This is a genomic window from Leifsonia sp. NPDC058248 (assembly GCF_042881905.1).
GTDB lineage: Bacteria > Actinomycetota > Actinomycetes > Actinomycetales > Microbacteriaceae > Leifsonia.
The window spans coordinates 39,696-64,221 of sequence record NZ_JBHVXB010000001.1 but is presented as its reverse complement, the minus strand read 5'-3'; the positions used below and the strand labels follow the sequence as shown (position 1 = coordinate 64,221).

Here is a 24,526-nt window from a genome sequence, read left to right as displayed (position 1 = left end):
AACATCGTGACCGACGGCGAAGACGCCATCGAGCCGACAGGCGGCTACGGCATCCACGGCCGGATCGACCAGGTCGATCTGCAGTCGGAGATGCAGCGCTCCTACCTCGACTACGCCATGAGCGTGATCATCGGTCGCGCGCTGCCCGAGGTGCGCGACGGCCTGAAGCCCGTGCACCGCCGGGTGATCTACGCGATGTTCGACGGCGGCTACCGCCCCGACAAGGCGTTCTCCAAGTGCGCCCGCGTGGTCGGCGACGTGATGGGCCAGTTCCACCCGCACGGCGACACCGCGATCTACGACGCCCTCGTCCGCCTCGTGCAGCCGTGGAGCCTCCGATACCCGCTCGCGCTCGGTCAGGGCAACTTCGGCTCTCCTGGAAACGACGGCGCCGCCGCTCCTCGATACACCGAGACCAAGATGGCCCCGCTCGCGCTCGAGATGGTGCGCGACATCGACGAAGAGACCGTCGACTTCCAGGACAACTACGACGGCCGCACCCAGGAGCCGGCGGTCCTGCCCAGCCGGTTCCCCAACCTGCTCGTCAACGGCTCGGTCGGCATCGCGGTCGGCATGGCCACGAACATCCCGCCCCACAACCTGCGGGAGGTGGCAGCCGGTGCGCTCTGGCACCTGGCCAACCCGGATGCTCCGCGTGAAGAGCTGCTCGAAGAGCTGATCAAGCGCATCAAGGGGCCGGACTTCCCGACCGGCGCGCAGATCCTCGGCATCAAGGGCATCCAGGACGCGTACCGCACGGGTCGCGGCTCGATCACGATGCGAGCCGTCGTGTCGATCGAGGAGATCCAGGGCCGCATCTGCCTCGTGGTCACCGAGCTGCCGTACCAGGTGAACCCCGACAACCTCGCGATCAAGATCGCCGAGCTCGTCAAAGACGGCAAGATCAGCGGCATCGCCGACATCCGCGACGAGACCAGTGGACGCACCGGCCAGCGGCTCGTCATCGTGCTCAAGCGCGACGCCGTCGCCAAGGTCGTGCTCAACAACCTCTACAAGCACACACAGTTGCAGGAGAACTTCGGCGCCAACATGCTGGCGATCGTCGACAACGTGCCGCGTACGCTGCCGCTCGACGGCTTCATCACGGCGTGGGTCGACCACCAGATCGAAGTGATCGTGCGCCGCACGCAGTACCGTCTGCGAAAGGCCGAGGAGCGCGCACACATCCTGCGCGGCTACCTGAAGGCGCTCGACGCTCTCGACGAGGTCATCGCGCTCATCCGCCGGTCGCCAACGGTGGACGACGCCCGCGAGGGACTGATGACGCTCCTCGAGGTCGACCAGATCCAGGCCGACGCGATCCTCACCATGCAGCTGCGCCGCCTCGCGGCCCTGGAACGCCAGAAGATCATCGACGAGGCCGCCGCGATCGAGCGCGAGATCGAGGACTTCAAGGCGATCCTGGCCGACCCGCAGCGTCAGCGCACGATCATCAGCGACGAGCTCACCGAGATCGTCGACCGCTTCGGCGACGACCGCCGCACCGAGATCATGTTCGGTTTCGACGGCGACATGAGCGTCGAGGACCTCATCCCCGAAGAGGAGATGGTGGTCACCGTCACCCGCGGCGGCTACATCAAGCGCACGCGCAGCGACAACTACCGCAGCCAGCACCGTGGGGGCAAGGGCGTCAAGGGCGCCCAGCTGCGTGGAGAAGACGTGGTCGACCACTTCTTCGTCACTACCACGCACCACTGGCTCCTCTTCTTCACGAACAAGGGGCGCGTCTACCGCGCCAAGGCATACGAGGTGCAGGAGGCCGGCCGCGACGCCAAGGGCCAGCACGTCGCCAACCTTCTCGCGATGCAGCCGGATGAGGAGATCGCGGAGATCCTCGACATCCGCGACTACACGGCGGCCAAGTACCTGGTGCTCGCCACGCGCGACGGGCTCATCAAGAAGACGGCGCTCAGCGAGTACGACACCAACCGTTCCGGCGGGATCATCGCCATCAAGCTGCGCGAAGAGGACGAACTCGTCTCCGCGCTGCTGGTGGAGGAGGACTCCGACCTGCTGCTTGTCTCGCGCAAGGGCATGTCCATCCGCTTCACCGCATCGGATGAGGCGCTGCGTCCCATGGGACGCTCGACCTCGGGCGTGATCGGCATGCACTTCCGCGGTGAGGACAAACTGCTCGACGCGTCGGTCGTCTCCGACGAGGGCTACGTGTTCGTCGTCACCGAAGGCGGCTATGCAAAACGCACTGCGGCCGACCAGTATCGTCTGCAGAACCGCGGCGGACTGGGCATCAAGGTGGCCAAGTTGAGCGACGATCGCGGCGATCTGGTCGGGGCGCTCATCGTGGACGAAGACGACGAGGTCCTTGTGGTTCTTGCCAGCGGCAAGGTGGTACGCTCTGCCGTGGCCGAGGTACCCGCCAAGGGCCGAGACACCATGGGTGTCGTTTTCGCTCGTTTCGCCGAGACAGACAAGATCATCGCTCTGGCGAAGAACACCGAACGTAACCTCGTTGCTCAGGAGACTGACGAAGAGAACGAGGACGCCGGGAAGGAAGAAACCGTAGATGAGCAGTAGTGTCGCCGAGAAACTCGCGAAGAAGTCGTCGCGTCGACCGACGTCGGCAAAGCAGGTCCGGCTCAAGCTGGTCTACATCGACTTCTGGTCGACTGTGAAGCTGTCGTTCCTCGCAGGCATCTGCCTCGCGATCATCGCCATCGTCGGCACGTTCCTCGTGTGGACCGTGCTCGACCGCACCGGAATCTTCGACCAGGTGAACAGCCTGTTCAAAGACATCTCGGGCGCCGGCGGGACCGACCTGAAGGCGATCCTGGGACTCGGTCAGGTGATGGGCTTCTCGCTCGTTGTCGGAGTCCTCGACATCATCGTGATCACCGCGCTCGGTGCGGTGTTCGCGTTGCTGTACAACCTGTCCGTGAAGATCACGGGCGGTCTGCTGGTCGGATTCACGAACAGCTAGACCAGGAACGCCGCACGTTTCGGACCCTGCTCGATTTCGTTTGACGGGGCAGATCGGGTAGTCTCGAATCTGCCCAATCGGGGATATAGCTCAGGCGGTTAGAGCGCTTCGCTGATAACGAAGAGGTCCGAGGTTCAAGTCCTCGTATCCCCACACTGTGTCGATTGCTTCACCGGCTTTGCCCGGCGATTCGATCGTCACGTCGAGTTTGGGGCCTTAGCTCAGTTGGTAGAGCGCCTGCTTTGCAAGCAGGATGTCAGGAGTTCGAATCTCCTAGGCTCCACAGGAAGATGACGGACCGTCGGATGCTCACTGAGCAGGCGGAACGATGGGGCGGGCAGGAAACGGGCTCGAGTACGAGACGCTCGTGGTCACGCTGCCGAGTGTCCCGATCGTGCCGCTCACCTGCTCGAGATGCCGCATCGACGTCGCCACCACCTTCAGGATGAAGCAGTCGTCACCCGTCACGTGATGCGCCTCGATCACCTCCGGCGTCTTCGCCAGCAGGTCGTGCAGCGGTGTGTAGACGCTGCTCGGATAGCGCAGCCGCAGGAAGGCCAGGATCGAATACCCCAGCCGTTCCGGGTCGATCACGGCACGATAGCCGCCGATCACCCCTGCCTCTTCGAGTCGCCGCACCCGCTCGGCGACAGCGCTGTTCGACATGTGAATGGAGCGGGCCAGCTCGGCGATCGACTGCCGGCCGTCGCGTTGCAGCTCGGCAAGAAGGGCGTCGTCGATCGAATCGGTGCTCACTGTGGAATCTCCGGCCATGCCCGGATTCTTCCACGAAATACACGGCGATCACGGCCGAACGCCGTCGGATCTCTCTTCAGATCGGCTGGAATGGTTCCTAATCTTGTGGTCATGACGATCACCACTTCCGCTCCCACGACGGCCGAGGCTGTTCAGCACTTCGCCGCGAAGCTCCAATACGAGACCGACCCCTCCGACGTGAAAGCGGCAATGGATGCGGGGGAGCGCTTCGTGCTCGTCGACTCGAGGGGAGAGGCGGCTTGGCAGCAAGGGCGGCTGCCGGGAGCGCTGCACCTGCCCACCGCCGAGATCGCCGGACGCGCCTCGGCGCTGATCCCGCGGGGCACACCCGTGGTGGTCTACTGCTGGGGACCCGGGTGCAACGGGTCGACCAGGGCGGCCTTGGAGTTCAGCCTGCTCGGCTACCCGGTCAAGGAGATGATCGGCGGCTTCGAGTACTGGGCTCGTGAAGGTCTCGGTATCGTCGACGACAACGGTGCGATCGACCGTTCGGTCGACGAGCTCACGGCGCCGATCGGTCCCGGCGCGATCGACTGCGCCTGCTGACCCGCCGCCTCCCGGCTACTTGAGCAGCCGCGAGAGCACGCGATCGGCGAGGGGCTTGCCGCCCGTCTGGCAGGTGGGACAGTACTGCAGGGTCGAGTCGGCGAAGATCACCTGGCGAACGATGTCGCCGCACACCGGGCACGGCTGACCCGTGCGGCCGTGCACCTGCATCCCCAGCTTCTTCTCGCTCTTGAGCTCGGAGGCGGCCAGACCGTCGGCCCGGGCCAGCGCGTCACGCAGCGTCGACTGCATCGCCTCGTAGAGACGAGCGATGTCGGCCTCGGGCATGGCGGCCGGCTTGAACGGGGACATGCGGGCCGTGTGGAGGATCTCGTCGGAGTAGGCGTTGCCGATGCCCGCGATGATCGACTGGTTGCGCAGCACGCCCTTGATCTGCGCGCGCCCGGCATCGTGCAGGATGCGCGTGAAGACGTCGAGCGTGAAGGCCGGGTCGAGCGGGTCGGGACCCAGGCGCGCGATGCCGGGCACCTCATCCGGACTGTGCACGACCGAGATCGCGAGACTCTTCTTGGTGCCGGCCTCGGTGACGTCGAAGCCGGTTCCGTCGTCGAGCACCAGACGGGCGGCGAGCGGGCCCCGGCCCGGCCGCCCCGTCGGCGGAGGAGGAGGTGCGTCACGCCAGCGAATCCAGCCGGCCCGCGCCAGGTGGATGGTCACGTGGAGGTCGCCCGCCGCGATGTCGAGGAACTTGCCGTGCCGGGTGACGCCGCTGATCGTCGTCCCCGACAGGGCGGAAGCCGGCGGGTCGAACGTCTTGAGCGCAGCGAACGACACGATGCTCAGCCGATCGATCGTGCGGCCGCTCAGGCGCGCGTTCAAGTCGGCTGCCAGCGCGGTGACTTCAGGCAGCTCGGGCACGGACCCAGTCTGCATCGAGGCGCCGACATCCGCGAGTGCCGAGCCCCGCGAGTATGGTGGCGGAATGGACATCCGGGTCGCCGCATACGGCGTGATCGTCGACGAGGGCCGGATCCTTCTCGCGCACTGGAACGAAGGCGGTCGTTCCGGGTGGACGCTGCCCGGCGGCGGCATCGATCCGGGGGAGGACCCGGCGGATGCCGTCATCCGCGAGATCGCCGAAGAGACCGGCTACGCGGCCGAGGCCGGCGAACTGCTCGGCATCGACTCGCACATCGTCCCCGCCGAGCAGCGGTTCGTCGCGGAGGCGGGGCCCCTGCACGCACTGCGCATCGTCTACCGGGCGAGCGTCGTGTCCGGAGCGCTCACGAACGAGCTGGACGGGTCGACGGACGAGGCGGCCTGGTTTCCGCTCACGGGCATTCCGTCGCGTCGCGTCGAGCTGGTCAGCGTGGGGCTGCGGATGGCTGGACTCGCGCCCTAAGCGGTGGCTCGCGCAGATCCCTCGCTGGGCATGATGATCCAGAGGGCGATGTAGGCGATGAACTGCGGACCGGGCAGCAGGCACGAAAGCAGGAACAGGATGCGCACCGTGAGGGGCTTCCACCCGAAACGCTGAGCGAGTCCGGCGCAGACACCGCCGATGATCCGGCCGTCGAGAGGTCGTTGGAGAGTGTTCATGCTTCAACGGTCTCACTCCGCGCGCACCCGGGCCATCGGGGAAACCCCCGTAATGACCCTGAGATGCACGAGAGGGCGGCACCAGCAGGCGCCGCCCTCTCGAACCGGGAATGCTATTCGGCGACCGGTGCCGTGGGCTCCTCGTCGGCGACCCAGAGCTCGTCGTCGGCGCGGAAGGTCTGCCAGACCGCGTAGAGCAGACCGATGGCGGCGATGATGCCGAGACCGACGGCGATGACCGTGCCGGCGCTGGGGCCGGACTTCTCGGTGACGGCCTGCGCCTTCTTCGAGATGTCTTTGCCGGCGCTCCGGACCTCGTTCCTCACGTCGCCGATGAATGCCCGCGCGCGGGCGTCACGGGCGTGGTCGACCACCGACATCGCGGTGCCGATCGTCGCACCGACGGCCGGGATCACATCCGAGACCAGGCGGTCGCGTGCCGAGCCGGCCATCTCGCTCGCGGCCTGCCTGGCGGACTGAGCCGCGGGGCGCACGTAGGTGTGGTACCCATCGCGAACGCGGGGCGCGAGCTCCTCGCGCGTGTAGTTCGCCGCCTGCCGGCGGGCCTCCGCCGCGACCGCGTTCGCGTTCGCGAGCAGGTCTTGCTGCGCCCCCCATAATTCTTCGGCGCTACTGCGCAGGCGTTTGAGTTCCTTCGTACGCTTCCGTGTCGGGCTCATCTGGACCTCCATTGCGTCTTGTAGCGGACTGACTCCATCTTGCCACCGAATGGGCTGTGGATGACCCGAGAGGTCAGATGCCCTGTGCAAGAATTGATGGCATGTCAAAGCACACCGCCGTCGCCACTCTCCACACTAACTATGGAGACATCAAGGTCAACCTCTTCGGTGACCACGCCCCCAAGACGGTCAGCAACTTCGTCGGCCTGGCGACCGGCGAGATCGAGTGGACGAATCCCTCGACGGGTGCCAAGACCAAGGACAACCTCTACGACGGCGTCGTGTTCCACCGCATCATCCCCGGCTTCATGATCCAGGGCGGCGACCCGCTCGGCAACGGCACCGGCGGCCCCGGCTTCCAGTTCGACGACGAGATCAGCCCCGAGCTCGACTTCACGCAGCCGTACATCCTGGCCATGGCCAACGCCGGAATCCAGGGCGGTCGCGGCACCAACGGATCGCAGTTCTTCATCACCGTCGGCCCGACCACCTGGCTCCAGGGCAAGCACACCATCTTCGGCGAGGTCGCAGACGACGCCTCGCGCAAGATCGTCGACAAGCTCGCCGAACTGCCGACCGACGCCCGCGACCGTCCCCTCGACGACGTGGTCATCGAGTCGGTCACCGTCGAGCAGGTCTGACACAAGGCCCAGGCGCGACCATGACCCAGCCCGCGGATACTCGGGCCAGTACCTGCTATCGGCATCCGGACCGGCAGAGCTATGTCCTGTGCCAGCGCTGCGGGCGCACGATCTGCCCGGAGTGCCAGACGCCGGCCGCCGTCGGCGTGATCTGCCCCGAGTGCATGGCGCAGCAGCGTGCGACCGCGCCCAAGACCAAGCCCGCCATCCTGACCCGGCTGACCGGCCGCGGTGCTCCCGTCGTCACGTATTCGCTGATCGGCATCTGCGTGCTGGTCTACATCCTGCAGTCGCTGCCGGGCATCGGCAACACGGTCACCGAGGCCATCCAGTACGCCGGCGCCTACTCGTACCCGGGCACCTTCGGCGTCGGTTTCGAGCCGTGGCGGATGCTCACGACGGTGTTCGCCCACGCGAGCATCCTGCATATCGCCCTCAACATGTACACGCTGTGGGTGTTCGGGATGCTCCTGGAGCCGTTGCTCGGCCGGGCGCGCTTCCTGGCGCTGTTCCTCATCAGCGGGTTCGCGGGATCGCTGGGCGTTCTGCTCATCGCGTCACCGGTGCAGCCGGTCGTGGGGGCATCCGGCGCCATCTTCGGGATGCTCGGGGCGTTCCTCGTCATCCAGCGACGCCTGGGCGGCAATTCGACGCAACTGCTGGTGCTGGTCGGGATCAACCTCGTGATCGGCTTCATCCCGTCGTTCGGCATCGCCTGGCAGGCGCACGTCGGCGGGCTCATCGGCGGCGTCCTGGTGGGGCTGATCTACGTCGAGACCCGCAAGATCTCGCGCCAGCGTTGGCAGATCCCGCTGCTCGTTCTGCTCTGCGTGATTCTCGTGGGGTTGAGCCTCATCCACGTCCTCGCCTGATCTACGGGGCTGCGGGGCGTGGATAAGTTATCCACAGCCTTATTAACAGTGGGGATAATTACAGCCGTGTAACTCTCCACAGGCTTATTAACACTGGGGAGAATCACCGCGGTGTCGTTCTCCTCACTGTGGACTACTCCTGTGCATAACTCGGTGGCACACGAAAAAACCGGGACCGGCCGAAGCCGATCCCGGGTGGAGTCGAAGAGTGCCGGCGGTCAGCGCCAGCGGGTGGTCATGAGGAAGCCGATGAAGGCGATACCGAAGCCGACGAGGATGTTCCAGGCCCCGAGAGCCGGAATCGGGTACTGGTTCTGGCTCACGTAGAACACGATGATCCACACCAGTCCCAGCAGCATGAAGCCGAACATGACCGGTTTGAACCAGACGGGGTTGGGGGAGTCCTCACCGGACTGCGCATCGATGCGCTCGGGCTTGGTCTTCGACTTGGTGCGTGCCATAGCACCATAGTGTAGCGGGCCGGACTGGGCGTCTCCCGGCGTTGGGCCCCCGCGTTCCCGGGGTAGACGAGCCTGTGGACAACTCTGCGAACCTCCAGGTGTCACTGACTAGAATTACGGATATGAGCGATCCGGGCGAGTTCGGGGCGGCTGAAGCCGACCGGGAGCTGCGCCGACCCCGCGCGGGGCGTCGCCGTGACCGGAGCACGGGCACCGGAAAGCGACCGTCGCGACGGCCGACGTTCCTCGGGATCCTCGGCGAGATGTTCATCACGGCAGGCGTGCTCGTGCTGCTGTTCCTGGGCTGGCAGGTCTGGTGGAACAGCCTGGTGCTTGCGGGTCAGCAGACCAACGCGGCCAGTTCGCAAAGCAAGGAGTGGCTCGACCAGGCCACGGCTTCGCCGAGCCCGAGCCCGAGTGCCGGCTCCACCCCGTCCCCGCGCGGGTCGGCCGCGCCGGCCGCTCCGCCCACGATGACGGTCCAACCGGCTGACTACCAGTCGTTCGCGGTGATCTATGTTCCGCGCCTCGGCGCCGACTGGAAGCGCACGATCCGCCAGACCGTCGACACCGAGAAGGTGCTCAACAGCTACGACGCCGGAGTCGGCCACTACTCGCACACGCAACTACCGGGTCAGATGGGCAACTTCGCAGTCGCCGGCCATGACAGCGGGTGGGGCAACACCTTCATCGATCTGTCGAAGCTTCGGATCGGCGACCGCATCTATGTGCAGACCAAAGACGGCTGGTACACCTACGCGTTCCGCAATTTCGAGTACGTGCAGCCGGCGGCCGTGAGCGTGATCGATGCGGTTCCCCGTCAGCCCGACGCGAAGCCGACCGAGCGGCTGATGACGATCACGACCTGCAATCCACCGTTCCATGCGGGTGAGCGACTGATCGCCTACACCGTGTTCCAGGGATACCAGCCGACGGCGGATGTCCCGAACGAGATCGCGGCGGCCGTCGCGTCGAACGGAGGGTGACGCATGTACGGCGCGCTGTGGCGAATCCTGCCGGGACCGGTGTGGGTGCGCATCCTGATTCTGATCGTTCTCGTGGCGATCGCGCTCTTCGCGCTGGTGACCTGGGGCTTCCCCTGGGTGGATTCGCTCTTGGGTCCCCAGGAAGGTACCGTGGGGCCGTGACCCGAGTACTCGTCATCGACAACTACGACAGCTTCGTCTACACGCTGAACGGGTATTTGCGGGAGCTCGGAGCGAGCACGGACGTCGTGCGCAACGACGACATCCCGGAGCAGGAGCTTCCGGCTCGCCTCGCGGAGTACGACGCGGTGCTGATCTCACCCGGTCCCGGCAAGCCGGCCGACGCCGGTGTGTCTGTGGCCGTCGTGAAAGAGGCGCTCCGCACCGGTCAGCCGCTGCTCGGCGTCTGTCTCGGCCACCAGGCCATCGCCGAGGCGTTCGGCGGCGTGGTCACGAACGCCGAAGAGCTGATGCACGGCAAGACCTCGCAGGTCACCCACGACGGAAGCGCCTTCTACGAGGGCGTGGGCCAGCCGTTCACGGCCACCCGCTACCACTCGCTGGCCGTCGTCGACGGCACCGTCCCCGACGACCTGGTGATCAACGCCCGCACCGCCGGTGGAGTGATCATGGGCCTGCGCCACCGTGAAGCGCCGATCTACGGCGTGCAGTTCCACCCCGAGTCGGTGCTCACCGAGGGCGGTTACCGGATGCTCGGCAACTGGCTCGAGGTCGCCGGACTGGCCGGCGCCGCAGAGACGGCTCGCGGACTCAACCCTTTGGTGAAGCTGGCCTGACGCCGGCGGGACGACTCCCGGCGTGCTCGTACGTCAGCCGGTGCAGTAGGTCAGACCGACTGTCGAGCCCTGCGGGACATCCCCGGGCGCGACGGACTGAGTGTGCACGAGCGGCGTGCCGCCATCGGCCGGGCAGGTCTTGTCGGGCTGCGGGTTGGCGCCGAGGCCGATCTGCGACAGGATGCCCGTGGCCGCCTGGATGGACTGCCCGGTCAGATCGGTCAGCGTCACCTTGCCGCTCGACACCGTCAGGTTCACCGGATCGCCCTCGTGCGCTTTGCCGGTGGACGCCGGGTCGGTCTGGATGACCACATTCGCCGGGACGGTGGGCGAGTTCTGAGTGGTGAGGGTCCCTACCGTGAGGCCGGCGCCTGTGATCGCCTGTTTCGCGGCGTCGGTGGTCATGTTGTGCACGTCGGGCACGGAGACGGTCTTCTTGCCGGTGGAGACATAGACGGTGATCGTGTCGCCCGTGGCGACGACGATTCCGGCGCCAGGGTCGGTGCGCACGACCTGCCCCTCCGGGTAGGTCGCGCTGGCTTCCGGCGCCTGCGTCCACTTCAGCTTCATGCCCTGCAGCTCTTGAGTGGCCTTGTCGATCGTCTGGCCGGACAGGTTGGGGACCTGGCGGGAGGTCTCGGGCAGCGTCGTCGTCGGCGCGAGCCGCAGGACCCAAGCGAGCACGGCCACGACCACGACCGCCATGATCGCGATGCCCGCCCACACCCAGATGACAGGTGGGCGGCGCTGGGTTCGCGTCATGGTCTGATCTTCGGCCAGCTGGCGGAAGGCGGCCTCCGGCCCGGAGACCGCGCTGGGCGGAGCGCCGAACAGCGACTCCGAGAGCGGGTCGGGCTCCTTGTGGATCGGGACCTTGCCGGAGGCGGCGGTCTCGACGTCGGCGCGGAACTCGGCGACCGACTGGTAGCGCTCGAAACGGTCTTTCGTCATGGCACGCGCGACGACGACGTCGAGGGCCGGTGAGACCTTGGGGTTGATCGTGCTCGGGGCGACGGCCGCCTCGCTCACATGCTGGTAGGCCACCGCCACCGGGGTGTCGCCGCGGAATGGCGGCCGGCCGGTGAGCATCTCGAAGAGGACGACACCGGTGGAGTAGAGGTCGGTGCGGGCATCCACCGACTCGCCCTTGGCCTGCTCGGGGGAGAAGTAGCTCGCCGTTCCGAGAATGGCCGTGGTCTGTGCGACCGTGGCGGAGGAGTCGCTGATGGCGCGCGCGATCCCGAAGTCCATCACCTTGACCTGGCCGGCCTTGGTGATCATGATGTTGCCCGGCTTGATGTCGCGGTGCACGACACCGGCGCGATGCGAGTACTCGAGGGCGGTCAGGATGCCCTCGGTGATGCGCACGGCCTCGGTGATCTCGAGCGGGCCCTTCTTGATGAGGTCTTTGAGGAGGACGCCGTCGACGTACTCCATCACGATGAAGGGGAGTTGCGCTTCGTGGCCGTTGGGCTCGCGCACCGTCTCTTCACCCGCGTCGAACACGCGGACGATGGTGGGGTGCGCCATGCGGGCCGCGGCCTGCGCCTCCTGCCGGAACCGGGTGCGGAACGCCGGGTCGGTGGCGAGCGACGGTTTCAGGAGCTTGATGGCGACCGTGCGACCCAGCCGGGTGTCGGTGCCACGGTGGACGTCGGACATGCCGCCGCGGCCGATGAGTTCGCCCACCTGATATCTGCCTGCGAGCAGGCGGCTATCTGGGCTCAATGCGAACTCCTTCCCGGTGTGGACTCCGGATAGTGTAGCGGGGGCTGTCTGGATATCTCCTTGTGGTGGCGCCGCGTCCATCAACCGCCGTTGGTGCCGGTGCCGGTGCCCGTGCCGTCGCCCGGTGTGGCGCTCGGCGGGTTGACCGTGTAGGCCAGGGCCGGCGACTGCGACGACTCGATCGATTCACCGCAGAAGATCGTGTACGTCAGCTGGTACGTGCCGGCCGCATTGGGAGCCCAGGTGGTCGAGGTGGCGTTGACGGGGGTCTGCGGCTGGCCGTTGATGTAGAGGCGTCGCCCCTTGAGATCCTGGCCGGCCGGGCAGGTGGCGGACCCGAAGTTGACCGTGACCTGCGTGGCCGGATCGGTGAGCGGGAGGGGCGATGGCGGGTTGGCCGAGACCGTGTCGGTGGGCGTCGGGATCGGCGTGACCGGCCCGTACACCTTGACGGTGACCTCGGTGCCTTTGGGAACGGGCCCCGTGGGGTTCACCGAGTACACCGTGTTGAACTGGGCTGCCTTGGTGGCGGCGTTGCCGGTCTGCACGTTCGCGACCATGCCGAGATCCTGCAGCTTGGCCCTGGCCTGGTCGGCGGAGAGCCCGTCGAAGTCGGCCTCGTTGATCGGCACCGTGTTGCTCGTCGGCGTCGGGGTGGGGGTCGGTGTCGGAGTCGGCGTCTGGGTGGCCGTGCGCGTGGCCGACGTGGTCGGCGGCGGGCTGCTCTTCGGCTGCGCGACGAGCGCGATGATCGTTCCGATGAGCACGAGGGCGAGGAGCGCGATCAAGGCGATCAACGGCCAGGTCCACGGACTGCGCTTCTTGGTCGTGGTGGAGGTCTGCGCGGTCTCGTCATCGACGAGACCGTCGCCCGCACCGGCCGCTGCGGCGGAGGGGAGGACCGTCGTCGCCTCGGTGGCGCCGGCGCCGGCAGACGGCATGAGCACGGTCGCCGCGGCCGCGGCTGCGGCCCCACCGAGCACGGCGGGCACAGAGGCGGCAGCGGCCTGGACATCGCCACGGCGCAGCGCCTGGGCGGCACGTGCCAGGTGGGCGGCGGATGCGGGACGGTCGGCCGGATTCTTGGCGATACAGGCGAACACGAGGTTGCGCACGGGTTCGGCGACCGTCGGCGGCAGCTCCGGGGGAGCCTCGTTGATCTGCGCCATCGCGATGGCCACCTGCGACTCGCCGGTGAACGGGCGGCGGCCCGCCAGGCACTCGTAGGCGACGATGCCGAGCGAGTAGATGTCGGTGGTGGGGGACGCCGGGTGGCCGGAGGCCTGCTCGGGTGAGAGGTACTGGACGGTGCCCATCACCTGGCCGGTCGCCGTCAGCGGGACCTGGTCGGCGATGCGCGCGATGCCGAAGTCGGTGATCTTGACGCGGCCGTCGGGCGTGATGAGGAGGTTGCCCGGCTTGATGTCGCGGTGCACCAGCCCGGCGGCGTGTGCGGCGTGCAGCGCGGAGGCCGTCTGGGCGACGATGTCGAGGGTCTTGTCGGTGCTGAGGACGTGTTCGCGCTCGAGGATGGTGGAGAGCGCCTCACCGGGCACCAGCTCCATCACGAGGAAGGCGCTGCCCTCCTCCTCGCCGTAGTCGAACACGTTGGCGATGCCTTCGTGGTTGACCAGCGCGGCGTGACGGGCCTCGGCGCGGAAACGCTCGAGGAACCCGGGGTCGCCCAGGTACTCGTCCTTCAGGATCTTGATCGCGACGGTACGACCGATCACGAGGTCGGTGGCCTGCCAGACCTCGCCCATGCCGCCGATCGCAATGCGCGACTGCAGCTCGTATCGTCCCCCGAAGGTGAGCCCTGCTGTGGGTCTCATTTATTCAGCACCGCCTCTAGTACTTTTTTCGCGATCGGAGCGGCGATGGAGTTACCCGTGCCGTTCTGACCTTGGCCACCGCCATTTTCAACAACTACCGCCACTGCGAACCGAGGATTGTCGGCCGGGGCAAAGCCTGTGAACCACAGGGTGTACGGATCGTTCGCACCGTTCTGCGCCGTTCCGGTCTTCCCGCCGACCTTGACCCCGTCTATTCTTGCATTGCTCGCAACGCCGTGATCGACGCCGTCGACCATCATCTGCTTGATCGTGTCGGCGTTCTGCTGAGTCGCCGCCTGGTCGAGCGTGCGGGGTGTGAAGCCCTCCAGCGTCCGGAGGTCGGCCGAGCGGATCGAGTCGACCAGATTCGGGTACATGACCTTGCCGCCGTTGGCGATGCCGGCGGAGACCATCGCCATCTGCAGCGGAGTGGCCCGGTCGTCGAGCTGACCGAAGGAGCCCTGCGCGCGCTGGGCGGGGTCGGTGTAGAGCGGGTACACACTCTTCTCGACCGGGATCGGGATGCTCAGCTCCTGGTTGAAGCCGAACTTGTTCGCCTGGTCGTGAATGGTCTGGGCGTCGAGCTGCATGCCGAGCTCCGCGAACGGGATGTTGCACGACAGGATCTGCGCGGTGGCGATGGACACCGTGGCGCCGGGACCGCACGTGCTGAAGTTGTCGTTCTTGACGACGGTGCTGGTGCCGGGGAGCTGGAGCGATGACACGTTGGGCAGCTGGCTGTCTTTCGTGTACTTGCCGGTGCCGAACGCCGTGGCGCTCATCACGGGTTTGAACGTGGACCCGGGCGGGTTCAGATCGCCGCCGATGGCCCGGTCGATCAGGGGCTGCGCCGGGTCGTCGACGAGCTGCTTGTACGCCGCGTTGACCGCTTCCGTATTGTGCGAGGCGAGCACGTTCGGATCGTAGTTGGGCTTGGAGACCATCGCGAGGATCCGGCCGGTCTTGGGCTCGAGGAGCACCACCGCGCCCTGGTAGCTGCCGAGCGCATCCCAGGCCGCTTGCTGTGCCACCGGGTCGATGGTCGTCTCGACCGACGCGCCCTGCGGGTTCTTGCCCGTGAGGATCGCGTTGACGCGGTCGAAGAACTGGGAGTTCGACGAGCCGCTGAGCTTGTCGTTCAGCGCCCCCTCGAGGCCGGTCGCCTGTCCGTCGATCGGGAAGAACCCTGTCACGGCGGAGTAGAGAGGGCCGTTGCTGTAGACGCGCTGGAACTTGTAGATGTCTTTCGACGGGACCGACTGCGCCACCGCCTGGCCGGCGACGAGGATGGCTCCGCGCTGTTGCGCATAACTGTCGTTGCGTGCGCGGCTGTTGCGGGCATCCGCGGTGAGGGAGTCCGCCTGGAACACCTGCAGGATCGAGGTCGCCACGAGGAGGGCGAGGAACATCGCCAGCACGATGCTGCTGACGCGCTTGATCTCACGGTTCACTCAGCTCACCACCAATTGCGGTTGGTTGCGGACGGTGTCCGACAGCCGCAGCAGCAGCGCGACGATGATCCAGTTGGCGACCAGGGACGAACCGCCCGCCGCGAGGAAGGGTGTCGTCAGGCCGGTGAGCGGGATGACGCGGGTGACGCCGCCGATCACGATGAAGCACTGCAGCGCGACCGTGAAGGAGAGCCCGACGGCGAGCAGCTTGCCGAAGTCGTCCTGACCGGCGAACCCGATGCGCAGGCCGCGCGCGACGAAGAGGAGGTAGAGGGCGAAGATCGCGAACAGGCCGGCGAGGCCGAGCTCTTCGCCCAGGCTCGCGATGATGTAGTCGCTGTTGGCCACGGGCGTGACCCACGGCTGCCCCTGGCCGAGCCCGGTGCCGATCAGGCCGCCGTGCGCCAGGCCGAAGAGCCCCTGCACGAGCTGGAAGCTTCCGCCCTGCTCGTCGTACACGTGCTGAGAGAAGGGACTCAGCCAGTTCTGGAAACGGTCGTGCACGTAGGGCAGCACCTGGCTGGCGATGACGGCGCCGCCGACGATCAGCAGCACACCGAGGATGACCCAGCTGATGCGGGCGGTCGCGACGTAGATCATCACGAGGAAGAGGCCGAAGATGAGCAGACCGGTTCCGAGGTCGCGCTGGAACACGATGACCGCCATCGACATGAGCCAGACCACGAGGATCGGGCCCAGGTCTCTGGCGCGAGGGAAGCGCATCCCGAGGAATTTCCTGCCGACCATCGAGAGCGAGTCCCGCCGCTGCACCAGGTAGCCGGCGAAGAAGATGGCGAGGCACAGCTTGGCGATCTCGCCGGGCTGGAAGCTGAACGGTCCGATGTGGATCCACACCCGCGCGCCGAAGATCTCCTGGCCGATGCCCGGGAGCATCGGAAGCAGCAGCAGGACGAGGGCGACGAAGCCGAAGATGTAGGTGTAACGCATCAGCACGCGATGGTTGCGGATGACGATGACCACCACGATGGCGCAGATGATCGCGATCGCGCTCCAGACGATCTGCCGAACGCCGGCGCTGTTCCAGCCGACGTCGGCGTAGTGGATGTCGATGCGGTAGATCTCGGCGATGCCCAGCCCGTTGAGCGCGGTCGCGATGGGGAGCAGGAAGGGATCGGCCTGCGGAGCGACGTAACGCAATGCGATGTGCATCCCGAACACGAGCACCGAGAGTCCGACGCCCAGGTAGACGAGCGTGAGGTCGATGTGCCCGAGCGCGCCGAGCTGCACGAGCACGATCGCCACGGCGTTGATCGCGCAAGCGGCGATGAGCAGCGCCAGTTCCAGGTTGCGCAGCTTTGCGGGCAGGCGCAGTTGCTTGACCGGACCGGTGGCCGGCCTGGGAGCGTCGATCACTGCGCCTCTACCCTGTGCCGGCATCGCTCAACTGTTCCACGATCGTGCGCGCCGCACCCAGTGAGTCGGCGTTGATGGTCTGTTCGACGAGTTGTTTGTCGTAGGCGGGCAGGCTGTTGACGGCTACGGTCGACTCCTCGTAGACGTGCGAGAGGCTGATCGGCCCCAGGCTCTGCTGGACTCCTTGGTAGACGGCGACGTTGCCGGAGGGGGAGGCGCCGACGAAGTACCGGGACTGCGTCCACTGATAGCCCAGAAAGGCGGCCAGGACGAGCGCCACCACGAGCACGATGACGCCGATCAGCCAGGTGAGCTTGCGGCGGCGCACGCGGCGCTGGTCTTCTTCGATCAGCTCGTCGAGGTAGTCCTCCGACTGCGACTCGAAGTGGGTGGGGCCGGTGGCCGGCCGGATAGGGTGCAAGCGCAGCGAGGGAAGCCGGCCGGTGCGCGAGGTCGGCTTCACGTCGCCACCGAACGCGAGGGGGGCGGATGCCGACCCGACGGTCACCGGGTCCTTCATCACGTCGCCTGGCGCCACATCCGCGATGTCGAGCAGCACGACCGTGACGTTGTCGGGGGCTCCGGCGTCGAGGCTCTGGCGGATCAGCTTCTCGGCCACCTGGCGGGGCGCGTCACGGGACGCGAGGGCGGATTTGAGGTCGTCGTTCTTGACGACACCGCTGAGCCCGTCGGAACAGATCAGCCAGCGGTCGCCGGGCCGGGTGTCGAGGATCCAGGTGTCGATCTCGGGGGAGGCGTCGACGTCGCCGAGCACGCGCATCAGCACGGAGCGGCGGGGATGGACCATCGCCTCCTCTTCGGTGATGCGGCCGCTGTCGACGAGCCGCTGCACGAAGGTGTGGTCGATGGAGACCTGCTTGAGCTCACCGTCGCGGTAGAGGTAGATGCGGGAGTCGCCGATGTGGGCGAGCGCGACCTGATCGCCGACCCGGATCATCGCGCTCACAGTGGTGCCCATGCCGGTGAGCTCCGGATGCTCGAACACCGTCTCGGCCAGCAGCGAGTTGGCGGCGATCAGCGCGGACTGCAAGGCGAACTCGGCCTCGGACGCCGACTCGTAGGGCCGGTCGGCCTCCCGGATGCGGTTGACCGCGATCGCCGAGGCGACGTCACCGCCGGCGTGGCCGCCCATTCCGTCGGCGACCACGAACAGGTCGTGCCCGGCGTAGCCGGAGTCCTGGTTGTTGGAGCGGATTTTGCCGACGTGTGAGACGGCCGCTGCCCGATTCGGCGCTGCCACGGCTACCGTCGCAGCTCGAATGTGGTCGTGCCGATCTTGATCGGAGTGTTGAGGGCAACCTGGGTGGGGACGGTGACGCGCTTGCCGTCGAGGAACGTGCCGTTCGTGGAGTCGAGGTCTTGGATCATCCACTCGTCGTTCCACAGCAGCAGGCGTGCGTGGTGGGTGGAGGTGTAGTCGTCGCGGATCACGAGGCCGGACTCGCTCGAGCGGCCGATGGTGATGGGGTCGCGCCCGAGGGGCAGTTCGGTGCCCTGTCGCGGACCGGACGTGATCACCAGGCGCGTCGCCGTGAGGAGGGTCGCCTTCGGGCCTCCGGTGGCGGTGTTCGCTCCCGCGGGCAGGTTGGAGACGGGCGGGGGCTGCATCGTGGGGGCAGTGGCTCCGGACACGGGCGCTGCGAGGAACGGCGAGGGGGCGGGTGCGGCTGCTTGGGCATCCGGAAGCTTGCGGACCCGCTGGCCGAACAGATCGGTGCGCAGGGCGTAGACGATGCCGAACACGAACGCCCACAAGATCAAGAGGAACCCGAAACGCAGCACGAGGAGCGTGAGCTCACTCGGGTTCACGACTCGCTCCAGAAGCCGCCGACGTCGTGGCGCCTCGTCTCGTCGCCGACCTGGCTGCGTCCGGGAGCGGGGGACGCCTGGGGGAGCACGCGGAACACGATGCGGGTGCGCCCGATGCTGATGACGGACTCCGGCTCGAGGATCGCCTTGGTCACCGGCTGCCCGTTGAGCTGCGAGCCGTTCGTGGAGCCGAGGTCTTGGACCTGCGCACGCTTGCCGTCCCAGATGATCTGGACGTGACGGCGCGAGATGCCGGTGTCTTCGACCGTGATGTCGGCGTCGCTGCCGCGGCCGATCACCGTGGTGGAACGGGTGAGCGGGTAGTGCTTGCCGGCGATGTCGAGCACGGGCGTCCAGGCGACGGCCCCTTTGACGTTCTCGGAGTCGACCTGCAGCATGCCCTCGGTGACGGAGGGGTCTTCGACCAGGTCGATGGAGATGCCGCCGGCGAACTGGTAGTGCTGGGAGGTGGCGTGCTTCTGGACGAACGAGATCAGCTCGTCGGTGAGGGCGGCGCCCATGCCGCGCATCCGCTTGTAGTCGCTGGGCGACATGGTGAGCACGAACCGGTTGGGCGCGAGAATGCGGTCGCGCGAGACGACGGCCGCTTTGGTGTCGAGCTCGCGCCGGAGCGCACTGGTGAGCTCGACCGGTTGCAGCCCCGATCGAAAGGTCTTGGCGAACGCGCCATTGACAGCACGTTCGAGACCTCTCTCGAAGTTGTCCAGTATGCCCACAGGTCTCCCGCTCCGGCTCGTCGACTATGAGCATGTTAGTAGGCCCCGGTGGGAAGCCGCCCAAGCGCTCCTCTCTATTGTGTGAAGATCATTCCCGGGAATGACCTGTGGAGGAGTGCGTGGCGAGCGTCTCACGTGTCTCCAGGGCGCCGCGGAATTCAGATTGGGCGGGCTCTCGTGCTAATCTCTTCAAGTTCGCGCGAGTGGCGGAATTGGCAGACGCGCTGGCTTCAGGTGCCAGTGCTCGAAAGGGCGTGGGGGTTCAAGTCCCCCCTCGCGCACGACGGGTCAATTTCAGAATTCTGCAAAAGACTTCTCGAAATTGATTTGAGCGAACGAAGAAGGGTCGGATCGACTGGAAATGTCGATCCGGCCCTTCGTTTTGAGGATCGGTTGCCCTCGAGAGTGCACTCGATCGGCACGGAAAAGCCCGGTCTCTGGTTTTCGGGCAGGCTGAAGCGTCTGGCCTTGCTGGTGAGATGTGTTCTTGTGTCGTCGCTTACGCGGGCGACGCGGCCGTCGTGGGGGTGGTTCGAGACAGGGACGAACCGGTGAGTGCCTTTCGGAGCCGGGTGCGGTGCTTCGGCTCGACACTGCGCTCGTCATCCCAGCGAGCGGCACGAAGTCCGCCGAGCGGACGACGCGATAGCTGCCGCGGTCCGGATACCGTCATGAGATGGTTTGGTCAGCACATCGCCGAGCTGCTCTGATCATCGCAGCCGTCGCGGCCTGCGTTGTCGGTCTCACCGTTCACGAATTCGCTGGCAACGCTGCCGGCGCGTTCACCGGCGACGCCCTCTACTCGGTGCTGATCTACGCTCTCTTGGGCACTCTCGTCCCGCGTACCCCCGCGGTGGTCATCGGTGGCCTCGCCCTCGCCGCGTGCGTTGCTGTAGAACTCTTCCAGCTCACCGGTCTGCCCTCTCAGATCTCCGCTGCCGTACCCGGAGCTGAACTCGTGCTCGGCTCCACCTTCCAAGTCATCGACCTTCTCGCCTACGCGTTCGGCGCAGCGGGCGCAGCATTCGTGGACACGGCCATCATCACTCCCAGAGATCGACGTCCAGAAGACAGCCTCACCGGCCACCATCAATGACGTCAGCCCGACGAATTGGCCCGGCTTGCTCCACGTAGGCAGGCGCGACAGGCCGATTCGGCGCCCCTCGGCACAACGAAAATGTGAGGATCGCTCGCGATCCAAGCCCCGCCTCCGCCAAGATGGGCCTATCACCACCGAACTCAAGCGGCTGGAGACAAATGAGGCTGACCGCCCTCCGGGCAACCGCCTTCGCAACTGCGCTAGCCATGGCCGCTCTCGGCCTCGTTGCCTGCGCCCCGAGTCCGGTGACGGCGCGGAACAGTATGCGCGTGCAAGCCGGCCAGGACGCGAACCTGACTACACCCGGCGGTCTCATCGTGAGCATTCCTGGGAAAGCCCTCACCGGGTCCGGGAAATTGTCGGCGGCCCCAGTCACCGACCCCACTCACGGCACCGGTTGGAAGGTCGCGCTCACAGGCGGCGCGAAACTCGCAGGCACGGCCACACTCAGGTTCAAACACGAGTTCATGAAAGGGGAGCCGGCGCCGATCATCGTTTCAACCGAGGACGGGTCAACATATGCGACTGCCGCGGACGTGAGAGTCGACCACGGTTATGTGGTCATCCGGACTACCCATTTCTCGAACTGGTTCAGTACATGGTGGGGCGATTTGCTTGGCAAGACGCGAGGGCTCCTCGACGCTGTCTACCGTGACGCCGGCAGCCAACCAGCGTGCGACCACGAAGCGGATGTCCGAAAGCTCGGGTACTCGATCAAGTCGGACAGCGGCAACCGGGTCTACTGGTGCCTCGGCTTAGACGCAAACAGCAAGCCGCAGCTGCGCGTGACCAACGGGCGCGGGTACACCGTCGTCAGCGAGAGCATGCCCGGACTGACCCCGGTTCCACCGAGCTCAACAGATGTCGTTGGCCTCATCGCGAACGCGATCAAGGACCGCGTATCAACCCCAGGCGATACCGTCACCCTCGTCGGACCAGGCGGCGCCCTCGACTACACGGTATCCGGCTCCGGAACCATGCTCATCGGAGTGAAAGCGTCCGCCGCTGGCTATCTGGTCTCTGCGGGACAGTTCGCCGTCGACACACTGTCGATGATCCTCGGCGCGGCCGGGAAAACCGGGATGACCAAAACGGCGATCGCCGGACTCTTCAACTGGGAGTCGTGCCTGTCCGGGTACAGCAGCGCGACAACCGCGACCGTCCAAACTGGGACCCAAGCCGCGAACTACTTCAACGACGCTATCGGTACCACCCTCGGCTGCTTATCCGGCGCGATTGAGAAGGCCGGGCTTGGGGTCGTCGGAGTCGCCATCGCCACCCAGCTGGCATGGCTCATCTCCGGGGTTCGCACCGCCCTGAACGGGTTCGGAGCCGCCGCGGACACCGCCCTGAACCCGTTTGGATACACGATCACCCTGACCGCGCCGGCGACCCTCCCCGGCCTGCCCGCCGCCCTACAAGGCAAGTGGTGCACGAAGTCCACCCCGGGCGAGTGCTTCGGCGCAGCGGACATCATCAGCCGTTACCCACACGCGTTCGTCTACGGCAGCTCTTCGACTCCTGAAATCCCCGGGGCGACCGACTACGGCATATGCCTCGAATCGGACATGGGTGATGGTTCATGTTCCATGGCCGCGTCGGAGTTCATCCGCTACTTCCCGGTCGGTGTCGGCTGGAACTGCGTGCAGGCGACCACAGAACAGGGCTACCCGAGTTGCGACCCGGACTTCACCACCTCACACGACCCGTCACAGCCCAGAGTCGTCCGCCTGCACAACCACCAGCAGGACACCGTCTACCACGACTCCGAAGCGATGTACCGAGTTCCGTGAGCGACCATCCGCGACGGAACCAAGCTCGCGAGCTATCGTCTCAGGGCTGAGCATCGCTCCAGCAGAGGTCGCGTCGAGATCAACGCGTTCCAGGTGGCGGATGCGGTCATCGCGGGCCGCCACGGCGAAGCACTCGTGACACTGCGCCGCGCGCTCGCATCGGGCGCCGATCCTGTACCGATGGTCGCCGCTCGAACGGATGATCCGCATCGTCAGCGCGCACGGCCGGGGCTGAGTGCATTCAGTCCAGATACCGGTCGAAGAAGGCGATGAGGTAGTCCGGATTCAGGTCCACATCATGGGGACCATCCAGCGTTCCGTCCGCGGTTGATTGCACCTGAGCGCCGGACCTCACCGTCGGCTCAGTGAGGAACCAGTAGGCCTGACCGTGCTGGCCACGCGGAACGGTAACGAAGTCGGCACGGCCGGAAACACTGTGCACCGCATCGAAAAGCAGCTTGCTCTGCTGCCACGGAATGTCGACATCCTGCAGGCCATGCAGCAGGAGAAGAGGCGGATCGTCTCGATCGACGAACCTGATCGGGTTTGCGGCCGCGACCCGTCCCGGGCAACTCTCGATGGGGCATCCGAGCAGGAGGGAAACAGCCGAGTCCCGATCGGCCGCGCAGAAGCTGGCATCGGGGTTGGCTCCGGAACTGTCGCAGTTGCCCGGCAGATACGGGTCCAGCTGCAGGAAATCGGTCGGCGGGTAGAACGCGGCCGCCGCCTGAACCTTGCTCGACGCGCCGCTGACGCCCACATCCCCTTCGAGAGTGGCGACGTCACCGGTGACGGCCGCCATCGCCGCCGCCCACCCGCCGGACGAATCGCCTGCGATACCGAACCGCTTCGGATCCAGGTGATAGCGCGCCGCATTGGCGCGGAGGAATCGGATGGCTCCTTTTATATCGGAGAGCTGCGCCGGAAATTGCGCCTGGTCACTGGAGCGGATGCTCACCCCGGCCACCGCGTAACCGTGCGGATTGAACATGCCGGCCAGCGTGCTCGCCGTCGCCCGACCCTGATCGCTGAGCCATGCAGTGCCCCCGGACCAGATGATCAGCGGAAAGGGCCGTTCCCGAGGGGTAGGCAGGTAGATGTCGAGAAGATGCCCCTCGGATCCCTTCGGATCGGCCGGCGCATAGGCGACGTTATCGACGACCTGGGGCCCTGTGGCCTCCGGCGATGACTGCGCGGGAGCACATCCTGTCAGGGCGACGAGTGTCGCGAACGCGACAGTCGCCGCGACGATGAAGCTCCTCTGCGTCACGAAGGTCTCCCTTCTCGGTCACCACCGCACGCGATCACATTCTCCTCCCCGACCTCGGCAGGCGGCAACGCGAAAGGGCCCCCGTCATTCGACGAGGGCCCCGTCGCACAATCCCGAACGGGACGACCGAGGAACCGCACCCAGGCTGCCCACGAAGCCCAACCGCGGCCGGAACACCCCCGTGACGTGTGGGCCGTCCGGGCCGGCGAGGATCGGATCCTCGAACAGCAGCCGACCGGTGATAGCCAGATGCCACGCCTGTGACAGATACAGCGGCGCGTTCTCCTTCACCGGTCACTGTGGCGTGACCGCACTCGTACAGTGGTCACACGTCAGGAAGGTCACGCTCGACCGCGCATGTCTTCGCCCGCGACAATATCGTCGCGCAGATTGATGAGGGGCTGCCCGCGTTCGGATAAGGCGTCCGCATCAACAGACGCTCCCGGTCTAACCGGAGGGGGCGCGGTTGGTGGGCAAGCCGCACCCCCCCCTGGTGCCGCGTGGCCCGTTCGACGTGGCGTGCGCGGTCGTTACTCGATCGCGGCGCGCCTGGTGTCGATCGTCACCCGGCCGGCCGTTAGCCAGGTCACGCTTGCGATCGCAAGTGGCAGCATTGTGGCTGCCACGGCGATCTGAAGCCAGGGGGCGCTGAACTGCGTGGAGCCCCCGGGAAGAGTCAGGGCGATCGCGGGGACGAGCCCGGTCAGTGCTCCGAGGATGGCGCCAACGCCGGCGAGCATGATGGCCTGCCAGAAGCCGAAGCCCCGCCGCACGGACGGGCTTGCGCCCACAGCTGCGAGGGTGACCTGGTCACGGCGCCCGTCGGCACGTGCGAGTCCGATCGCGATGCTGGCGGCTGCGACAGCGACGAGGGCGCTGAGTGCGACCAGTGCCCAGGCCAATCCACTCGCTCCCCGTGACGGGCCGTTCTCCACGTAGGTGGCGTAGCTGTCGGGGATACCCGTAATGGCGCTGATCCGCCCGTTGAGGGCATCCACCTGAGACTGCGTCGCCGGGGTGCGGGGAGTCGCCATCACTATCGAATCCGAGTATGCCAGTCCGAGGGAGTCCGCGGTCGATCGCGAGATCAGGATGCCGTAGGGGAGCGGGTGAGCCGGCGTGACCATGACCGC

At 66.5% G+C, this 24,526-nt stretch carries 25 protein-coding genes, 3 tRNA genes and 1 pseudogene; 15 read left to right on the top strand and 14 right to left on the bottom strand.

Annotated features, from left to right (window positions below; all coding sequences use genetic code 11):
- The first annotated feature begins 6 nt into the window (after positions 1 to 6).
- The 4 genes from gyrA (at position 7) to ACFVV5_RS00295 (ending at position 3,242) form a co-directional block, all read left to right on the top strand.
- The gene (gene gyrA, locus ACFVV5_RS00310) at positions 7 to 2,556 is read left to right on the top strand and encodes a DNA gyrase subunit A (RefSeq protein WP_387238769.1); all 2,550 of its coding nucleotides are present in this window, start codon (positions 7 to 9) and stop codon (positions 2,554 to 2,556) included.
- Entirely contained in the window at positions 2,546 to 2,959 is a 414-nt protein-coding gene (locus ACFVV5_RS00305) for a DUF3566 domain-containing protein (protein WP_271176528.1), read from the top strand. The genes gyrA and ACFVV5_RS00305 overlap by 11 nt, the downstream gene beginning before the upstream one ends.
- Before the next feature lie 79 nt (positions 2,960 to 3,038).
- A tRNA-Ile gene (locus tag ACFVV5_RS00300) sits at positions 3,039 to 3,112 on the top strand.
- A 57-nt stretch (positions 3,113 to 3,169) separates the two neighbouring features.
- A tRNA-Ala gene (locus tag ACFVV5_RS00295) sits at positions 3,170 to 3,242 on the top strand.
- A gap of 26 nt (positions 3,243 to 3,268) precedes the next feature.
- Here ACFVV5_RS00295 and ACFVV5_RS00290 read toward each other — a convergent pair.
- Positions 3,269 to 3,733 (bottom strand): Lrp/AsnC family transcriptional regulator, encoded by a 465-nt coding sequence (locus ACFVV5_RS00290; RefSeq protein WP_387237183.1) that lies wholly within the window; start codon positions 3,731 to 3,733, stop codon positions 3,269 to 3,271.
- 93 nt (positions 3,734 to 3,826) lie between these two features.
- On the opposite strand from ACFVV5_RS00290, the gene ACFVV5_RS00285 reads away from it, so the two are divergent.
- On the top strand, positions 3,827 to 4,282 hold the full coding sequence (locus tag ACFVV5_RS00285; protein ID WP_387237180.1) for a rhodanese-like domain-containing protein: 456 nt from the start codon (positions 3,827 to 3,829) through the stop codon (positions 4,280 to 4,282).
- 15 nt (positions 4,283 to 4,297) lie between these two features.
- Here the strand turns inward: ACFVV5_RS00285 and ACFVV5_RS00280 are convergent, their stop codons facing one another.
- Positions 4,298 to 5,161 (bottom strand): Fpg/Nei family DNA glycosylase, encoded by an 864-nt coding sequence (locus ACFVV5_RS00280; protein ID WP_387237177.1) that lies wholly within the window; start codon positions 5,159 to 5,161, stop codon positions 4,298 to 4,300.
- 64 nt (positions 5,162 to 5,225) lie between these two features.
- On the opposite strand from ACFVV5_RS00280, the gene ACFVV5_RS00275 reads away from it, so the two are divergent.
- Complete coding sequence (locus ACFVV5_RS00275; protein WP_387237174.1) at positions 5,226 to 5,645, top strand: NUDIX hydrolase; 420 nt, start codon at positions 5,226 to 5,228, stop codon at positions 5,643 to 5,645.
- Here ACFVV5_RS00275 and ACFVV5_RS00270 read toward each other — a convergent pair.
- Positions 5,642 to 5,842 carry a PspC domain-containing protein gene (locus tag ACFVV5_RS00270; protein ID WP_387237172.1) on the bottom strand — a complete coding sequence of 67 codons (201 nt, stop codon included), beginning with the start codon at positions 5,840 to 5,842 and terminating at the stop codon, positions 5,642 to 5,644. The two genes, ACFVV5_RS00275 and ACFVV5_RS00270, sit on opposite strands and share 4 nt — an antisense overlap.
- A gap of 113 nt (positions 5,843 to 5,955) precedes the next feature.
- Positions 5,956 to 6,522, bottom strand: coding sequence for a hypothetical protein (locus ACFVV5_RS00265; protein WP_387237169.1), 567 nt, complete (start codon positions 6,520 to 6,522; stop codon positions 5,956 to 5,958).
- Between the two features lie 101 nt (positions 6,523 to 6,623).
- On the opposite strand from ACFVV5_RS00265, the gene ACFVV5_RS00260 reads away from it, so the two are divergent.
- Positions 6,624 to 7,163 (top strand): peptidylprolyl isomerase, encoded by a 540-nt coding sequence (locus ACFVV5_RS00260; protein ID WP_387237166.1) that lies wholly within the window; start codon positions 6,624 to 6,626, stop codon positions 7,161 to 7,163.
- 20 nt (positions 7,164 to 7,183) lie between these two features.
- Positions 7,184 to 8,035: a rhomboid family intramembrane serine protease gene (locus ACFVV5_RS00255; RefSeq protein WP_387237163.1), complete on the top strand. Its 852-nt coding sequence runs from the start codon at positions 7,184 to 7,186 to the stop codon at positions 8,033 to 8,035.
- A 218-nt stretch (positions 8,036 to 8,253) separates the two neighbouring features.
- On the opposite strand, the gene ACFVV5_RS00250 is transcribed toward ACFVV5_RS00255, so the two are convergent.
- Positions 8,254 to 8,496, bottom strand: a complete 243-nt coding sequence (locus ACFVV5_RS00250; RefSeq protein ID WP_387237159.1) for a cell division protein CrgA — start codon at positions 8,494 to 8,496, stop codon at positions 8,254 to 8,256.
- Positions 8,497 to 8,618: 122 nt separating this feature from the next.
- Here ACFVV5_RS00250 and ACFVV5_RS00245 point away from each other — a divergent pair, with 122 nt between their 5' ends.
- From ACFVV5_RS00245 to ACFVV5_RS00235, 3 genes are read left to right on the top strand one after another with little or no spacing between them, the layout of a single operon-like run.
- Positions 8,619 to 9,482, top strand: coding sequence for a class E sortase (locus ACFVV5_RS00245; RefSeq protein WP_387237156.1), 864 nt, complete (start codon positions 8,619 to 8,621; stop codon positions 9,480 to 9,482).
- Between the two features lie 3 nt (positions 9,483 to 9,485).
- Positions 9,486 to 9,644, top strand: coding sequence for a hypothetical protein (locus ACFVV5_RS00240; protein ID WP_387237153.1), 159 nt, complete (start codon positions 9,486 to 9,488; stop codon positions 9,642 to 9,644).
- Entirely contained in the window at positions 9,641 to 10,279 is a 639-nt protein-coding gene (locus tag ACFVV5_RS00235) for an anthranilate synthase component II (protein ID WP_387237150.1), read from the top strand. The genes ACFVV5_RS00240 and ACFVV5_RS00235 overlap by 4 nt, the downstream gene beginning before the upstream one ends.
- 33 nt (positions 10,280 to 10,312) lie before the next feature.
- Here the strand turns inward: ACFVV5_RS00235 and pknB are convergent, their stop codons facing one another.
- From pknB to ACFVV5_RS00200, 7 genes are all read right to left on the bottom strand, one after another.
- Positions 10,313 to 12,007, bottom strand: a complete 1,695-nt coding sequence (pknB, locus tag ACFVV5_RS00230; protein ID WP_387237147.1) for a Stk1 family PASTA domain-containing Ser/Thr kinase — start codon at positions 12,005 to 12,007, stop codon at positions 10,313 to 10,315.
- Between the two features lie 80 nt (positions 12,008 to 12,087).
- The gene (locus tag ACFVV5_RS00225) at positions 12,088 to 13,839 is read right to left on the bottom strand and encodes a serine/threonine-protein kinase (protein WP_387237144.1); all 1,752 of its coding nucleotides are present in this window, start codon (positions 13,837 to 13,839) and stop codon (positions 12,088 to 12,090) included.
- Positions 13,836 to 15,290: a peptidoglycan D,D-transpeptidase FtsI family protein gene (locus tag ACFVV5_RS00220; RefSeq protein ID WP_387237142.1), complete on the bottom strand. Its 1,455-nt coding sequence runs from the start codon at positions 15,288 to 15,290 to the stop codon at positions 13,836 to 13,838. The genes ACFVV5_RS00225 and ACFVV5_RS00220 overlap by 4 nt, the downstream gene beginning before the upstream one ends.
- Entirely contained in the window at positions 15,291 to 16,688 is a 1,398-nt protein-coding gene (locus ACFVV5_RS00215; RefSeq protein WP_387237139.1) for an FtsW/RodA/SpoVE family cell cycle protein, read from the bottom strand.
- Entirely contained in the window at positions 16,672 to 17,925 is a 1,254-nt protein-coding gene (locus ACFVV5_RS00210; RefSeq protein ID WP_387237136.1) for a PP2C family protein-serine/threonine phosphatase, read from the bottom strand. Before ACFVV5_RS00210 ends, ACFVV5_RS00215 begins: the two co-directional genes overlap by 17 nt.
- A 2-nt stretch (positions 17,926 to 17,927) precedes the next feature.
- Positions 17,928 to 18,494: an FHA domain-containing protein gene (locus tag ACFVV5_RS00205; RefSeq protein ID WP_387237133.1), complete on the bottom strand. Its 567-nt coding sequence runs from the start codon at positions 18,492 to 18,494 to the stop codon at positions 17,928 to 17,930.
- Positions 18,491 to 19,231 carry an FhaA domain-containing protein gene (locus ACFVV5_RS00200; RefSeq protein WP_387237130.1) on the bottom strand — a complete coding sequence of 247 codons (741 nt, stop codon included), beginning with the start codon at positions 19,229 to 19,231 and terminating at the stop codon, positions 18,491 to 18,493. The genes ACFVV5_RS00205 and ACFVV5_RS00200 overlap by 4 nt, the downstream gene beginning before the upstream one ends.
- A 197-nt stretch (positions 19,232 to 19,428) precedes the next feature.
- Here ACFVV5_RS00200 and ACFVV5_RS00195 point away from each other — a divergent pair.
- The 4 genes and pseudogenes from ACFVV5_RS00195 to ACFVV5_RS00180 form a co-directional block, all read left to right on the top strand.
- A tRNA-Leu gene (locus ACFVV5_RS00195) sits at positions 19,429 to 19,512 on the top strand.
- 395 nt (positions 19,513 to 19,907) lie between these two features.
- Entirely contained in the window at positions 19,908 to 20,327 is a 420-nt protein-coding gene (locus ACFVV5_RS00190) for a DUF2809 domain-containing protein (RefSeq protein WP_387237127.1), read from the top strand.
- Between the two features lie 272 nt (positions 20,328 to 20,599).
- Entirely contained in the window at positions 20,600 to 22,123 is a 1,524-nt protein-coding gene (locus ACFVV5_RS00185) for a hypothetical protein (RefSeq protein WP_387237124.1), read from the top strand.
- A gap of 66 nt (positions 22,124 to 22,189) precedes the next feature.
- Positions 22,190 to 22,315 (top strand): annotated as a pseudogene (locus ACFVV5_RS00180) (DNA polymerase III subunit delta); the annotation flags it as partial.
- A 49-nt stretch (positions 22,316 to 22,364) separates the two neighbouring features.
- Here ACFVV5_RS00180 and ACFVV5_RS00175 read toward each other — a convergent pair.
- Both ACFVV5_RS00175 and ACFVV5_RS00170 read right to left on the bottom strand, forming a co-directional pair.
- Entirely contained in the window at positions 22,365 to 23,393 is a 1,029-nt protein-coding gene (locus ACFVV5_RS00175) for an alpha/beta hydrolase fold domain-containing protein (RefSeq protein WP_387237121.1), read from the bottom strand.
- Positions 23,394 to 23,923: 530 nt separating this feature from the next.
- Positions 23,924 to 24,520, bottom strand: coding sequence for a hypothetical protein (locus tag ACFVV5_RS00170; RefSeq protein ID WP_387237118.1), 597 nt, complete (start codon positions 24,518 to 24,520; stop codon positions 23,924 to 23,926).
- Positions 24,521 to 24,526: the final 6 nt, after the last annotated feature.